Origin of the sequence: Sphingobacterium yanglingense (assembly GCF_004363245.1) — a bacterium.
GTDB lineage: Bacteria > Bacteroidota > Bacteroidia > Sphingobacteriales > Sphingobacteriaceae > Sphingobacterium > Sphingobacterium yanglingense.
Window position 1 is genome coordinate 1267208 of the sequence record NZ_SNYV01000011.1, and the last position, 13707, is coordinate 1280914.

Annotated in this window: 11 protein-coding genes; 4 read left to right on the top strand and 7 right to left on the bottom strand. The window is 38.0% G+C overall.

Features of this window, described 5'->3' with window-relative positions:
• Positions 1 to 7: 7 nt before the first annotated feature.
• Both CLV99_RS07665 and CLV99_RS07670 read right to left on the bottom strand, forming a co-directional pair.
• Positions 8 to 1372 (bottom strand): RagB/SusD family nutrient uptake outer membrane protein, encoded by a 1365-nt coding sequence (locus CLV99_RS07665; protein ID WP_133583887.1) that lies wholly within the window; start codon positions 1370 to 1372, stop codon positions 8 to 10.
• 80 nt (positions 1373 to 1452) lie between these two features.
• The gene (locus CLV99_RS07670) at positions 1453 to 4824 is read right to left on the bottom strand and encodes a SusC/RagA family TonB-linked outer membrane protein (RefSeq protein ID WP_133583888.1); all 3372 of its coding nucleotides are present in this window, start codon (positions 4822 to 4824) and stop codon (positions 1453 to 1455) included.
• 868 nt (positions 4825 to 5692) lie between these two features.
• Here CLV99_RS07670 and CLV99_RS07675 point away from each other — a divergent pair.
• The 3 genes from CLV99_RS07675 to CLV99_RS07685 all read left to right on the top strand — a co-directional run bounded on the left by CLV99_RS07675 (position 5693) and on the right by CLV99_RS07685 (position 7484).
• Complete coding sequence (locus CLV99_RS07675) at positions 5693 to 6148, top strand: transcriptional regulator (protein ID WP_133583889.1); 456 nt, start codon at positions 5693 to 5695, stop codon at positions 6146 to 6148.
• 106 nt (positions 6149 to 6254) lie between these two features.
• Positions 6255 to 6782 carry an ORF6N domain-containing protein gene (locus CLV99_RS07680; RefSeq protein ID WP_133583890.1) on the top strand — a complete coding sequence of 176 codons (528 nt, stop codon included), beginning with the start codon at positions 6255 to 6257 and terminating at the stop codon, positions 6780 to 6782.
• A gap of 108 nt (positions 6783 to 6890) precedes the next feature.
• Complete coding sequence (locus tag CLV99_RS07685) at positions 6891 to 7484, top strand: hypothetical protein (RefSeq protein ID WP_133583891.1); 594 nt, start codon at positions 6891 to 6893, stop codon at positions 7482 to 7484.
• A 221-nt stretch (positions 7485 to 7705) separates the two neighbouring features.
• Here CLV99_RS07685 and CLV99_RS07690 read toward each other — a convergent pair whose 3' ends face one another.
• Complete coding sequence (locus tag CLV99_RS07690) at positions 7706 to 8305, bottom strand: hypothetical protein (protein WP_133583892.1); 600 nt, start codon at positions 8303 to 8305, stop codon at positions 7706 to 7708.
• A 923-nt stretch (positions 8306 to 9228) separates the two neighbouring features.
• On the opposite strand from CLV99_RS07690, the gene CLV99_RS07695 reads away from it, so the two are divergent.
• A complete protein-coding gene (locus CLV99_RS07695) occupies positions 9229 to 10053 on the top strand; it encodes a hypothetical protein (RefSeq protein ID WP_133583893.1) in 825 nt (274 codons plus the stop codon).
• Between the two features lie 392 nt (positions 10054 to 10445).
• Here CLV99_RS07695 and CLV99_RS07700 read toward each other — a convergent pair whose 3' ends face one another.
• From CLV99_RS07700 to CLV99_RS07715, 4 genes are all read right to left on the bottom strand, one after another.
• A complete protein-coding gene (locus tag CLV99_RS07700; protein WP_133583894.1) occupies positions 10446 to 10928 on the bottom strand; it encodes a hypothetical protein in 483 nt (160 codons plus the stop codon).
• Positions 10929 to 11488: 560 nt separating this feature from the next.
• On the bottom strand, positions 11489 to 12574 hold the full coding sequence (locus tag CLV99_RS07705; RefSeq protein WP_133583895.1) for a metallophosphoesterase: 1086 nt from the start codon (positions 12572 to 12574) through the stop codon (positions 11489 to 11491).
• A 167-nt stretch (positions 12575 to 12741) separates the two neighbouring features.
• Positions 12742 to 12963, bottom strand: coding sequence for a helix-turn-helix domain-containing protein (locus tag CLV99_RS07710; RefSeq protein WP_133583896.1), 222 nt, complete (start codon positions 12961 to 12963; stop codon positions 12742 to 12744).
• A complete protein-coding gene (locus CLV99_RS07715; RefSeq protein ID WP_133583897.1) occupies positions 12963 to 13604 on the bottom strand; it encodes a DUF2975 domain-containing protein in 642 nt (213 codons plus the stop codon). The genes CLV99_RS07710 and CLV99_RS07715 overlap by 1 nt, the downstream gene beginning before the upstream one ends.
• Positions 13605 to 13707: the final 103 nt, after the last annotated feature.

Below are 13707 nucleotides of genomic sequence, written 5' to 3' on the forward strand. Positions count from 1 at the left end.
TAAAAAATTAAAATAGATGTATCAATTCATTTTCTGGGATAGGGAATGTAGCATTAGCGTTGTCAAACGAAAGTTCATATACCTCGCCCTTGAACTCGCGTTGCAACACTGTTGTATGGCCCAAGGCATTTAGTCGCTTCAATTCTGTCCATCGAACTGATCTCCAGACAAGCTCTTTACGACGCTCTAAAAGGACTCTTTCTATCAAATCGTGCTGATCCAATTTATCAATTCCGAAATTATGCCCCTTAGGGAATCTCTTTTGTAATAATTGTAATAATGTGTTTTTCGATTCTACCAAATCTCCGATACGTGCAAGACTTTCTGCTTTAATTAGATAGATTTCATCTGTTGCGAGACCTGTAAACGGGTAAAGATTATTGGAGACACTGCCATACATCATCTTTCTATAATTTCTTCCTTGACTGTTTTTATTAAAGAAAACCTGAGGTCGTATATCGGCTGGCTCGTAAAGCTTTACAAGTTCAGTATCCATCCCGATATAATTTCCAGTAAGTGACCCTACGCCTGATGTCGTTGTATAATCCATTACCTGTGTTGTATAATAAATTACATCAGCATTGTTTCCCTGAAAAGGCTGATCAGTATTAGTCTGTAGCTGATTAAAATCTGTAATAGTAGAATACAAGCTGAGGCATGTACTTGCGTAAGTTTCTGCTTTTTCAAAATCTTGCATAAAAAAATACACTTTAGAGAGCAAAGCATAAACTGCTGCTTTGCTCTGTCTTGTCCGTAAACCTGGCGGCGTTTTTGCGGATATTAACTTAGCTGCCTCGTCCAAATCGGTAATTATCCTTTCATAACACGATTTTACGGTTGCTCTTTTTTCAGTTTGGTTAACATCTGCCGAAAGCCTTATAGGTACACCGTTATCTATTGTAGCAGATTTGGTATCGTAAAATGGAGCAAATGTATTGACCAAATCGAAAAGTGCGTATGCTCTTATGAATAAAGCTCTCCCCCTGATGTCACTTTTTCTCTGTTCTTCACCATCAATTCTACTGAGCTCGTCCAAAACACTATTTGCATAGAATATGGCAGTATAAAGATTATCCCAATCTTTAATATTGGTTTCCCCTTCATAAAGATCCGCTTTCCATAGATAAGCATTACGTTGCGTCGAACTAAATAACCCCTGCCATATTTCTGGGCTAGCGATATAATACTCGTCCGATGCTATACGTTGAAGCACACCTGAAACATTTATAACAAGATTATTATCAAGCATCTGCTCTAAATCCTCTAGGGTTTGAGGTCGGATAATATTGGAACTAGGCTTTACCGATAAAAACTCTTGTTCGCATGATGTAACCATCATTCCTAATATTAAGATTATAAAGATTCTTTTCATATGTGTATAATTTGATTTTTATCTGTCATATGGAATACTCATGGTTTTTTGTGCTTCGCTAAACATGAGTATTTCATGTTTTAAAGTGTTAATTGAATACCTAGTGAATACGTAGTCCTGATAGGATTACCATTGATGAATTGCGGATCAATTGATTTATTATTTTTAGTCCAAAGTATACCTAGATCACTCGCGCTGAAAATAAGTCGTGCTCTGTTAAGTGATTTTACTTTTATTAGCGATGACGCATCGTAGGACAACTGCAGATCCTGCAGGCGAACATGCGCAGCTGGCTCAATCAATAGATCAGCGTACTTATAGAAGTCCGATCTGTTTAAATTATTTGGATATACCAGCGACGGCACATTAGTAAACTGCTCGTCCCCGGGAGATTGCCACCGTTTTTCGTAATCCCAAATGGTATAGCTTCCATTATACACAGCAGCATTGTCAAGTGAGTTTCGCCTAAAATAATGACCTGCATACCATCTAAGTGAAAACGAAAGCTCAAAGCCAGCATAACCAAATCGGTTCCATAATGTGCCATGCAATGTGGGGGTAGATGATCCCATATAAGACATTTCCGAAAGATCTTGACTATTCTTTATTGCACGGTAGTCGTTATTCTCCTGTCCGCCAAGATAACCTATCGGACTGCCCGTGTCATCAAGACCTTTCATTGGAAAAGCATACAACGAAAAATGCGGGTAGTCGATCTGCGGATAATCATTAATATTTGACATAATTACGAAGTTCGTTGCAGGAACCACGTGGTATGCTAACACCCTGTTTGTCACTTTACTCAAAAATAATTGGCTCGACCAGATAAAAGGCCCATTAAGGTTCTGCGTCGTCAAGGCCATATCTACACCCTTTGAAAGCAGGGATGCCGTATTCCCGGTAAAGCCGGCAACACCAGTCTGTGTAGGTGTGGGCCGCTTCGCAATTAGATCCAATCCTCGTTTTTGCCAGTATTCAATAGTAGCAGAGACACGACCGGATCGAGATGCTACGTCTAGGCCGATGTTGACATTTCGAACTCTTTCCCATCGAAGTGCAGGATTGGGTGGATTCACAATTTCGTAATATGGCTGTCCATACATAGAAATCGATGTCCCCTGTCGTGCAGTCAAATAACCTGATACACTTCGGTTTAAATTACCATTATATCCGTAAGAAGCACGAAGCTGTAACTTAGATAATAAATCTTCAGGAAAGAAAATCTCTTTATGAAGATCCCAAAGAGCACCTATCGACCATAATGGTACGAATTTTTGGTTGGTTTGTACACCAAACAAATTCGATCCATCACGTCTGAGGCTGCCGCTCAATCGATAACGATCTTTATAGGCATACATAAGGTTGGAATAGTAGGAGACGAAACGATCCGTACTTGACGATTGATCCGTCAAAGTGGAGATCTTTGAACTCTGGCCGCTATGCCACATCTTGAAAGGCGTTACATAATTGACCAAGTGGTTTTGGCTTGTTTGGTTTTCTTCATCATATCCATACAGTCCATAAGAAGCATTCCATCCTGTATTCTCCCTTATCTCCGTACCTACCAAAACATTCAACTGATGCTCTTCTGGAAAACGATTATCGTATTCTATTTGAAAACGCCCTATCTGATTTCGTTCCTTTCCCCTACCTACCTGTTTAATTGCCCCCAAAGGAATACCATATTCCAACCCACCTGCAGCGTTCAGATAGGAAAAACTGTTGATTTGATTACGGGTGTAATACGACTGTAGTCCATAATAAGAAGGTGAATCACTGTACAGCTCTTCATACAGATAAGATACCGAAGCCTTAAGCGCATCTGTTAACCTGCCATCCAGCTGTAAGCTATTCCGAATCTGTGCGACACGGTGACTGCTATAGAAATCACTATTATTCAAATCATCCATCGGTCGCATATACCAATCCAGTAATCGATTTTCAGCAAGATTATCAATATAGGACAGCCTTAATCTGGAAACTTCGGGTAAGTGCTCTCCTGATTCATTTATATATTGGCTGTAAGGATATCTTGGAGCAGTGGGTATAGCATATGCTTCCTGTCGATCATTTCTGTTGCTATAGAGTATACGATGAGCGAGCGTAATGCGATCGCCCAAAAATTTGAATGTATTTGCAGCTTGCATTGTCCAACGCTCAAAGCTATTGCCCACTATTTGGGGGCGATTTCTATCAAGACCTATGGAGATGAAGTAATCGTGATTTGCTGTAGCTCCTCTAGCAGAAGTATTATATTGCTGATTAAAAAGCGGTTGGTTAAAATACATGTTATACTGCTTTTTTGCATCTTGCTTTGCAATGTCAGAAATCAAAGCCGCCCCCTCCTCCTCTGCCAATTCCTTTGATTTGATACGAGCTAGTATTTCCACAACGGGCGACACGGGTTGCCAGCCTGTATTCAGATTTGCATTGTAACGACCACGGTCAAAAAGGAATTGCTCTACTTCTACAAACTGTGCAGAGCTAAGTAGCGGTTGATCAAATACATTCCGTTTTCCCGCAAACGACAAATTAGTATTGAATTCAATTACCGGACGTTTTCCCTGCTTTGCAAATTTGGTCGTAATAACGATTACACCATTACTGGCACGCACCCCCCAAATAGAAGCCGCAGCCGCATCTTTCAATATCGTAATATGCTCAATATCATTTGGATTTAAAGACTCTAGCTTACCTTCAAATGGGAAGTTATCTAAGACGATCAATGGCTCACTATTGGAGTAAAGCGTAGACCTTCCACGGATTTCGATATCTCCTTGCCCCCGTTGCTTCTGCTTCAAATTTGTCAAAATACCTGGTGCCATACCATCTAAACGCTGAATAACACTCGTAGACACCCTTCTATTCAACTGTTCATTGTCAATCTGCACAAAGCTCCCTGTAGCTCTTTCCTTTGGTATCTTCTGGTATCCGGTAGATACCACCTCGACTTCTTCGATCTGTTTTTCATTGGCCTGTAGGGCGATAATTAATATAGTAGACGTATTCTCATAGGCAACCCGTTGCTCCTTGTATCCGATGTGTTTTATTGTTAATAGTCCTGTAGGCTTATCTACGCTGATCGTAAACCTCCCCTGCCTATCCGTGCGTGCGTGCTTCTTATCCACGGAGACCGAAGCCCCCTCTATCGGCTTTCCATCTTGAACAGATGAAACCACTCCTCTCAGTACTATCTGATTTAGGCCTTTGGCCTCCTGCCCGAAAGCAGGAGAAACCAAAAGGCAACTAAACAACACACAGAATATTATTAATAGCATCTGCCTCACTCTCCCCCCGTCATTTCGACCGTAGTGGAGAAATCTCTCACATTCTAGTACATACTTACTTTGTTCTTTTGGGCGACTTGAAAGGTCTTGATAACTCGTTAACATGTTAACTCGTTCACTCTGCCCTTTGGGCAGTTCTCTCCCACCCCTAAAAAATTGTCTCATTTTTCGGTTACATTTTGCAATAGCAGTAAGCCATTGCAGATTCAAAAATCTAGTACGATTTCTGAATGGATCTTACGGTTAATATTGGTTTATAATCGGTTTTTGACCATCCATTCGCGAAATAAATAAAATACCGACCTCCTTAGATATTGACAAACAATATCTATACAAAGCATTTTAGTTGGTAGGCAATAAAATCTGTGCTATCTTTAAGCTTCGAAACAATAAGATAAAACGATTCTTCGGGCCTATGCGGGCTATCTGCTGGATACTTGGAGGTCGGAATACAGACTGAAAGAGACTGATTGTGCATCTAGCCTTATCGGATACATCCGATATGTGACGCTATTATAGTTAGTGTGATATAAGCCCCTTCTGTCTGTAATGTCTTGACAAAGCTTACTCCGGTGATACCGGGACGTTCTTTAAATGCAAAGATTGGGAATACCATAATGACCGATGGTATATCGGTGTTACGTAGATTTTGTTGGTTTTAAAATTCGTTCTCATAATCTTACAAAGCTTATATGAACGAGCTCCGCAAATCACGTAAGGGATGAAACCCTGCGATCCACCACTCTTCTCACAAAAGCCAAAGGCTCTTGTGCAGCCCTAAAGCAATTGCCTTAGGTGGTACCTGGAAGCGGTTTCACAGCAAGGCTCATCCCTACGTTTATATACAAAGATATAGAATTCGTAGGAAATGAGCTAACCTTACCGCCTCCTTCCCAGGTACCAAGTGAGAAATTGGAGACTCGTCAATTAGTTAATAGTGCTAAAGCAACTAACAATCAATCGTTAAACTCAAGGCAAATATAACACAAAGTTTCCTTGTTTCAAAATACACAATCAAAGAAACAAAAAAAACATGATTCATAAGATAGATTACTACATAAATACTAGTCTTGATAGACTTAAATGGCAAGATAAAGTCTTGGTCGATAGTTCTGGAATTTCAAAAGGTCAAATCAGCAAATTAAAAAAAGGACAAGTAGAAAGATTAACCGCTGAAGTGTTTTATCAAATATACACTGCTTTTGGTGACTCATGCTCTAAGGCTACCAAAATAGTCTATCCTGGTTTAAATTTGAAACAGGAAAACTACAATCCGAAGGAAAGAAATGCTTTTGGCACATTCATGGAACAGTTTGAAACGAGCATCAACTCTATTGAAGAAATTTCGGTTAAGACCGGTATTGATGAAAATAGGTTAAAAGATTTATATTTCCGTAAAGGATCATTAGAAGCTTATGAATTGGTTTTAATTGAAAAAGCTATTGGTAAAAAGGAAGGAGAGTTATTTGAAAAGCTATTCGAGAAATAAATTTACCCGCCTAAACAAATGACGTAAAAATAAAGCTATCTGTGAGAATAAGAAGGCGAGCTAGAATAACTAACAATGCAGTGATTTTTAACCAACTTGGGAAATTATGAGTAAGCAACAAACGGGCCTTACCCCTACCACAATAGCAGACGACGTACTCGTAAACAAGATTTACGAATTTCGAGGGCAGAAAGTGATGCTCGACAGCGACCTTGCCGAATTATATGGTGTCGAAACCAAGCGCCTAAATGAGCAAGTACGTAGAAATGCTACTCGCTTTCCTGAGGATTTCATGTTCACGCTCAATAAGGATGAAGTAGAAATCTTGAAGTCGCAAATTGCGACCTCAAGTTGGGGAGGCCGTAGAAAAGCTCCTAATGTATTTACTGAACACGGTGTATTGATGTTATCAAGTGTTCTGAATAGTGAGCGAGCTATCCAAGTGAACATAAAAATCATGCGGATATTCTCTAAGATACGTCAATTTATTACTGAGAATACGGAAATGAGACTAGAAATAGCTGAGATAAAATATACCGTAGAACAGATCGCAAAAAAACAGAAAGGTCACGACCAGAATATCGAATTGCTATTTGAATATATTGACCGACTACAAGAGAAGAAAGAACGGTGACAAAGCAGGACCTTAAAGGTGAAATCGGATTTAAGGTCGGGGGAAAATAAAGATGTGAATCTCATGATATTTATGGAAAAACCGATTGAATATTAATCTAATTTAAAAATGAAACATATAGCTCTAATCTTATTATTAGTTTTTTCAACGCTTACAAACGCACAAACTATTAAACACCTTAGTGATGTGGGAAGCAAGGGTACTGTGCCAAATGGTCAGGCGATTATCTACGGCAACTTTATCCAAAGACTAGGATTTGCCAGCGGTGGTTTTGCTCAAGATATTCGGTTGATGAATATTGACACCAAAGAAGTGTTTGCATTTCGAGTCAAACCAACTTTCAAGTCTTCGAAAGAGAACACCTTTATATATTTTATCGAACCGGGTAACTATGCCATACTCAATTATTGGTGGACACATAGTAAATGGTACGGCGGAAAAATGTTTACAGAATCTATTTTCAAAGGTATCGATGCTACAGAAGGCTTTGAAGAAAGGATAAACTCTGGTGAAGTCGATGTAAATGCATTGCATCGCTACACATTTACTATCACTGAAAACTCGCTAAACTATCTAGGCACCTGGCATTTTGATAATCCCGTTGTTTCTTTTACAGATGACAAAGAGGTATTTGATGAAAAAGTTAAAAATAAATACAAGAAACTAGACTTCCTGGAAGCTCGAGTAGTATTACCAAATTAGACCTAGCTGAATGAATATCAAAAATACTTACTTAGCATTACTGGTTATATTAAAACGTAATCATACCGAAACATCTGGTACTAACTGTTGAAAAGAGAACTCCATAGTAAGCGTAAGATAACGAACTTGTAGAACAGCTTTTGAACAATTTGTAGACTTATCTATGTGAGATTAGGTTAACTATCTAGCGACACCATTACCTTCTCGTTAATGACCCCAAATTACTTCACTTTAATCTCCAAATCTGCAGTTAACAGCCCCATGAATTTATCTGATTTACCCAATCGATTTCTATACAATAGCGAACCACTGACCGCATTCTCAGGAACTATTATTTTCAGTGTATAATTGTCTCCGTCAACAATCTTGCCCACGATATAATCTCCATTGGAAGTCGGAAATAAAATAGAAAGATCTTTTTTAAAGTGGAGGTGATCCCCCTCGATAGTAATCGTATCTCCAGGATAAGCCCTTGCAGGTATGATTTCCTTAATGATCGGGTATTCAGGGCTAAATATCTGCTTCTGCGTACTACCAAATGAATTTGAAAAAGTTATCATCCGTGCGAATGTATAATCATTAAAGATATCCTCATTCATAGATACCACAAATAAATTCCCTCTCTCCCGGACAATTTCATATGATACTACTTCTCCATCTATTTCAATTTGGTTTTTACTACGGTCGTAAAGATTGAAATATCTAACCTGCAAAGTCAACTCGCCTCCTTTTACAATCGCGGTATCTATTATTGGCGACGGCAAAAACTGTTCTTTCTTACTTTCACATGCATAAAAAACAATGACTAAAACTATCCACATCCATTTATTACAAGAAACAATCATTATTAGATATTTATAATTTTCTCAAAGGTAAGATTTAAAATCTCCATAAAAAAATCCTGAGGTTATAACTCACTCATAAGGCTGAAATGGCAAGATACCCTTCTGATTCTTCAATTTTTGAAGCCTATTATCCAGACAGCTCTCCAAGAAAAAGTATCTGTTCTCTTTTTGCTCAAATGCTCATGCAACAAAGCTAGCTGATATCGTTGTAATGAAAAACATGTACTTCGTCAAGCACATGCGTAGCACTTAAGAAAGGTTCTCTATATCATCTTGATCTTTAGGCCTATTACTGTTTCCCTTAGCTAAAATAAGTTGATTTTTACGAATTATCCTCTTGTCGAAGCCGAAAATTTAAACTTGTCCATCCGAGGTGGATTATCCAAAGTGAAATTAAATGCGATGCTATTCAAATAGTATGCTATTTCAAGTCTTTCTTTCCAACTCAACTTCGAATAATACGTTGAATGATTGGACGCTTCTTAGCTGTTTGTCCTTTAAACGCAGTTCTATCTAATCGAAATTTACCCATATTTCAAATTTAAGTATTCCTAGCTTCTTATAAAAATTATCTTTCAGCTACCGTCATTTTCTAAAAAATAAGGATAATAAATACCCAAGTCAAATTCAGCAACCACTTCTCTGTTGGTCCAGCTTTGTTAGCGGAAATGGATAAGTAGCAAGTGTACAGATGCTCACTTAAAAGAAATCGAGAAAATTGCCGCGCAAAAAGTCTCCACTTTCAAGTATAAACTCCATTATATTCCGTCAATTGCGAACGCAATCTCTACAACCGCATTAAATACCTAGCCTTAGGTATTTTCCTAAAATGAACGTTGTGCTATATTTGATCTATGAGTGCTACACCAAATTATATAACACTTAAAAGAAGCGATGCCATGAAAAAAAAACACTATATCTGGACAAAGATCACGATCATCTTGATCATGTTGTTTTCTTTTATCAACCATTCCTGTGTAAAAGATGAAGCCACCGATTCCTCTACCAATAAAGAGTTTCGCTGTGGCACAACGCTACCGATAGGCTACCAATGTATTTCTTTTGGAGGTGAATCTGCCCCTACGACTTATGATATTCCTGAGTTGATCGGTTATTGGGATGAAAATATTAGTGACTTTTGTATTCAATATAAAAGTGATGGTACGGGGGTGATTACCTTTAAGGCATCTGCTTTTACAAAAGCCACTACACAACGGATCAAATGGGGAGCTTTGATCACCTCAAAAGGGGCAGTGGAAACCTCCAATACAGGTATTATTAGGATCGTTCACCAATCGCTAGAAGGCTCTCTAGATCCTCAAATAGCCTTACTCGCTTTTAAGCGCTCGACAAAAGAGTGGTATGGTTACGATCTGAAGCGGGTGGCTGCCTGTGGAACAGGGAATTCGGGTAATGGCGGTTCGGATGGCAATGGCAGTGGCAATACCAACGCGTATCCTTCGGGATCTGGTGCTATCTCTTTTTGGACGAAAACCGACTTGGGATGTGGCAATATCACTGTTTCCATTGGGGGGCAAAGCAAGCTGATTTCGCAATATTTTGGAACGATGCCAAATTGTGGTGCGGATGGTACAGCAACTTTTATCCTACCGGCAGGGAACTATACATTTTCAGGATCGTGCGTTAATATAACTTGGAATTCTACCGTAACCATCAGCGCCGGAGTCTGTACAAGGATGCAACTGACGAGCAATAAGAAATAAAAAAGTTAAAGGTTTTCTAATTTCATAAACAACACTCTGCTCATCCAACAAGGATTATCACCGAGGAACCGTGTTATTGAACTGAATAAAGTTGCTATCACGCAGATGAAATCTGCTGCTGCATAGCGCAGTCAATTAAAAAAATGAAATAATACTAGTTATTATCTTTTTTGTACTAACTATGATTGAATACTGGGCATGAGGCAGAAAAGGGAGTAATAAAGTTGAGCAACAATTACTTGTCAATAGATCTCCCCTAGTCCTGCTTTTTAAGCGGGAATGGATATATAGCAAACGCACAGATGCTCACTTAAAAGAAATCAAGAAAATTGCAGCTATAAAGGTCTCTACTTTTAAGATGCAATTCCATTATATGGATATAAAAACTTTTATCATTCTTTAATTAATACATAATGACTGAAATTCACAACGTCTTCTTTGATTGAGACTTGCTTTTCACCATCTTTAAAAAGATCTGTCAGTGTAATCCGATTGTTTGAAACATTCCAGTTAGTTTTTAGGATATGTTTTTCTGAATCCCCCATTAATTCCTCATTCTGTATCGTATAAATCAATACGTTTACCTTATCATTCGGCAAGGTAGATGAATTTATTTTGAGAAACTTTTTGTTGTTCATTTCAAAAACTGAATAAACAGTATTTACTGTCTCGCCTTTCTCGGTACTTACTATTACATCGGTTTTTAATTTATTGATATCAAAGTCATTTAATAAATTCTGCCCATTTTTGTCTTTAAACTCTAAGAAGTGCTCATACATATTGGGAACAGCATCAGGGCTCTTTTTACAGTTTGTAAAAGTCAACATAAGTAATATGCTTCCAATTAATACATTAATTTTTACTAAATCGATCATCTTTTTAAGGTTTTGCTATATATAAGTTTTTCTTTGAATATTGATATAAATTGTTGGTTTGATTCTCAAGATGCATGCTACGAAATCAACCATTATAATCAGAACCCCAATTTACATAATAAAAAGTAAAATAATCTCTTGATTAAAAATATTCAATACCGCCTGTATTGTATGTATATGAACCCATTTGCCATTCTATCCTGAACGCTTTGTTATTTTGCGTTTGTTCCCCACGTCTACAACCCAAGCTGGCCCTAGCTGGTGCTTCAATGCTTGGAGTGCCTAATAACAGTTGCACTAGCACCCCTTTCCGGAAAAGGAACAATTAAGCTATATTTAAATAGCACGAGTTAACAAATAAAGAAATAAACATTATACAAGATAGCCCCTGCAGACTGCACGGGCTATGCTTAACCGATATCTCCGCAGGGATGCGGATTCTTTGATGATTACTAAAGATAATTTTTATACACCTATAATACAACAGAATACAGAACAACATTAACAATCTACAAATGGAAAGAATGTATACACCTTCTGAATTAGGGATTTTATATAATTTATTTGGAATCTAGCTGAAACTCAAACTCATTATAGGGAGCTCGCTCCCAGGCAAACTGTCGAGTCGTGGGAGAGATAGCAAAGAAGGGGGAAAAAGTTTTTACTTTGACCGTTCTTTTATCTGGCATAAATTCCATCCACCGCAACCAACCATCGCCCCCATTGCCATGCCAGCCACCGCCAAGGGCCTGTGCATTAAATGTCATCTGGTGTACGGTACGGCCTGCACTATTTTTGTCGGTACGGTAGCCTACATGCCCTTCAAAATCATCTGGTGCACCAATGTGTCCTGAAAATACCATTTCGATATTGGAAGATGGCTGTACTAGTTTTTCAAAGACTGCCCTACCGTAATTGCAGTTCTCTAGAGGATAGTTTTCTTTTACAATATGTTCATTTTTTGAATTAAGGTAAGAATGGGTCAATAGTACCACACGGTGGCTTTTGTATTTGTTATCTCCTATTACTTTTTTTGCCCACTCGATTGTTTCATCTCTAGGCGCGAACTCCAATACCAAGAACAAATATTTTTCATTAAACGGACTTAAAAATTCATAAGCTGCATTTACCAATGATGGTTGATTGTCTGCATTAAAACCGGCCTCTTTAAGTAAACGTTGACTTAATCTATTTCGATCCACAGGAAAAAAATCATCGTAATATGTCTTACGATTTTCGACACTCTTTATTCCATAATCATGATTTCCGGTCGCATTCAAATAAGGTACTCTTCCATCAAGTCTTTCAAACGCACGAGATGCGGCTTTCCACTGTTGTATTCCCGCTTGATCGGCTTGTTTGCCATCGGGGCTGAGCCAACTGTTATGCTCTACTAGATCGCCAGTACTCAGTACCATTTGAATATTTAATGGTTCTATTTGTCCGCTAACCCAACCCGTCATCAATTCTAATATACCATGGTTGCGCTCGAATTTGACATAGCTTTGTACATCTGGGACAAGAATCATCGACCAGGAATCGGAATTCGTAAGTTTCGGGGGGCGGTAACTATCTGTTTGAGCAAAAGAAAAGGTCACAAAAAGACAGATCTGTAAGAATAATGTTAGTTTTTTAATTGGGTTCATGGTTGATTATTTATTTTCTGTCCTTAAACCTACATAAATTTGCCTCTGTACGCAATTAAATTGCATTGGAATATTAAATTTTGCAGCTCTCTTCTGCCGATAGTGTAGTCTATAGACCTCTTACAAATTCACCATCAAAAATCAGTTCAACCTAGATACCGCACTAATCAAACACCTCCCTCACTATCTGGCACATAACTTAACAAATCACCTGGATTACACTCCAATACTGCACATAACGCATTAAGTGTATCAAATCGGATTCCTTTTACTTTGCCATTTTTTAATAATGAAAGATTGGTCATACTCATGTCTAATCTTTCAGCTAGTTCTGTTAGCGACATTTTACGTTTCGCCATCTGTACATCTAAATTTACAATTATAGCCATTATACAAATTCCTTATTTTCCTGTTCCACCACCATTCCATAATCAAATATGCTCGATATAACATATATAATTATTCCCAATATTAGCATATTGGGGTCAATTTCTTTTTGAACCCAATAGATTTGGTTGGGGGCAGCGATGGAGTCATGGAGAATCCATACATCAAATAAATAATTAATCAAATGAACAGGCACATAAAGAATAACCGATAGGCCTATCCATCGGAGTCTTTTCGTATTTTCTCGGGAGAATGGCCGCTGAGCTTTAAAACTGTTAAGTATTTTCCTCATGTTGTACAAGAAAAGGATTAAGATACTTTCTATCAGTACAAATTGCACAATCAATAAGGAGAGATGCTTTATGGTAGGTTTTAATTCGATCTTCAATACACCTATATTGATAGTTGCAGATGCCGTTTTAGCGTTGTCTATAATCGTAGCTACCGGCGAAGAGTCTACCGTATTTGCTATCTGCACCGCTATTGTAGAATCTATTTTCCCATCTGTCACCACCTTGTAACCAACAACGGCAATGACAAAAGGAATAAGAATAAAATTAGCATACCACACGAAGTTAAAAATTGCTCCTAATATTTTAACCAGTCTTAGTGAACTTCTAGGAATAAGATTAGCTGTTTCCATAATGTTTATTATTGATTTTTACACATAGACAAAGATAAAACACATTTTACATAAAACATATATTTTTTTAAATAAAACATAAAATAAATATAATAAATCATAA

Coding starts and splice junctions, on each gene's coding strand:
- CLV99_RS07715 (WP_133583897.1), bottom strand. CDS start 13,604: ATGGAAACAGCTAATCTTATTCCTAGAAGTTCACTAAGACTGGTTAAA.
- CLV99_RS07680 (WP_133583890.1), top strand. CDS start 6,255: ATGAGTAAGCAACAAACGGGCCTTACCCCTACCACAATAGCAGACGAC.
- CLV99_RS07705 (WP_133583895.1), bottom strand. CDS start 12,574: ATGAACCCAATTAAAAAACTAACATTATTCTTACAGATCTGTCTTTTT.
- CLV99_RS07670 (WP_133583888.1), bottom strand. CDS start 4,824: ATGAGACAATTTTTTAGGGGTGGGAGAGAACTGCCCAAAGGGCAGAGT.
- CLV99_RS07675 (WP_133583889.1), top strand. CDS start 5,693: ATGATTCATAAGATAGATTACTACATAAATACTAGTCTTGATAGACTT.
- CLV99_RS07690 (WP_133583892.1), bottom strand. CDS start 8,305: ATGTGGATAGTTTTAGTCATTGTTTTTTATGCATGTGAAAGTAAGAAA.
- CLV99_RS07700 (WP_133583894.1), bottom strand. CDS start 10,928: ATGATCGATTTAGTAAAAATTAATGTATTAATTGGAAGCATATTACTT.
- CLV99_RS07665 (WP_133583887.1), bottom strand. CDS start 1,372: ATGAAAAGAATCTTTATAATCTTAATATTAGGAATGATGGTTACATCA.
- CLV99_RS07695 (WP_133583893.1), top strand. CDS start 9,229: ATGAAAAAAAAACACTATATCTGGACAAAGATCACGATCATCTTGATC.
- CLV99_RS07685 (WP_133583891.1), top strand. CDS start 6,891: ATGAAACATATAGCTCTAATCTTATTATTAGTTTTTTCAACGCTTACA.
- CLV99_RS07710 (WP_133583896.1), bottom strand. CDS start 12,963: ATGGCTATAATTGTAAATTTAGATGTACAGATGGCGAAACGTAAAATG.